This window comes from Vibrio sp. 811 (assembly GCF_033339195.1).
This window is the reverse complement of sequence record NZ_JAWOUB010000108.1, coordinates 1-1,081: the sequence shown is the minus strand read 5'-3', so window position 1 is coordinate 1,081 and position 1,081 is coordinate 1. Positions and strand designations below refer to the sequence as shown.

Genomic DNA, 1,081 nt, shown 5'->3' with positions numbered 1-1,081 from the left:
CATACTTTGGCGGTGTTTACTACACAGCGGCAAGACATGCAGGTTACAACGAATTTGAATCATTCTTGTACTCTGCCACCATGTCTACTTTTTTCTGGGAATACGGTGTTGAAGCGTTTGCAGAAGTCCCTTCTTGGCAGGACATCTTTATCACGCCATTCTTTGGTGCGGTCGTGGGTGAAATGATGCTAACAGCAGAGCAAGACATCGTAGCAAATGGCGGCGAAGTGTTAGGTTCAGAAACTGCAGGCGACGTTTCTCTCTTCTTCCTAAACCCTGTTGGTCATATCCACCACTGGGTGACTGACGCATGGGGCGGCAGCGCTGAATTGAAATTCAACTCCTCACCTTGGTTCGGCAATCAAGATGTTGCGAAGTTTGCCATGGACGCAGGTGCAAGCTACGACAGTCAGTTTTACGGCGTAGAGCTGAAAGTAACGTTCTAAGCCAACCATATTGAACGACATTAATGAAGAGCAGCCAAACGGCTGCTCTTTTTGTATCTAGTGCACTGTTTTGATTATTTGCTTCGCGAATTAGTGTGAAAAATTGACTTCTATCAAACATAACCCCTTCCTAGGACCTACACTGAAGAAAAGGACTTATTCCAATAACTTAAGCGATGCGTTCCACCGCACTGCGTCCAAACCTTATTCCAGGAGGGGACATCATGAACACTGTGTTTATCGTTAACTTTGTCGGTCAAGCATCACCGGCGACTATCAAACAACTGGCTGCTGTTACTCATGAAAACGGAGGCAAATGGTTAATCAGCAAAGTGAACTTTATTGAAGACCAAGTCGCTGGGGTGATAAAAGTTGAGTTACCTGAAGAAAACGCGGACACGGTGAAAGAAGCGTTTTCAGCCTGCCAGACTCTAGTAGTTAAATTTGTGGATTCAGAGCCTCACTCACACAAAGAAGATACCATTTTCCAACTTCGTCTCGATTCCAATGACCGTGCAGGTATCGTCAATGAAATCACTCACGTTCTGGACGCACAAGGCATCTCTATTTTAGATATGGATTGCCAACGCGTATTTATTGCCGGGGGTGGCGGTGTGAGTTCTAGCTTGTTCAGC

The 1,081-nt window shown here is 45.7% G+C and carries 2 protein-coding genes; both read left to right on the top strand.

Annotation, left to right across the window (positions count from 1 at the left end; translation table 11 throughout):
- Positions 1-446, top strand: a 446-nt coding sequence (locus R7Q46_RS25165) for a DUF3943 domain-containing protein (RefSeq protein WP_318077935.1), incomplete at its 5' end; no start/stop codon positions are given.
- Positions 447-670: 224 nt separating this feature from the next.
- The coding region (locus tag R7Q46_RS25160; protein WP_318077933.1) for a glycine cleavage system protein R at positions 671-1,081 on the top strand (411 nt) is incomplete at its 3' end.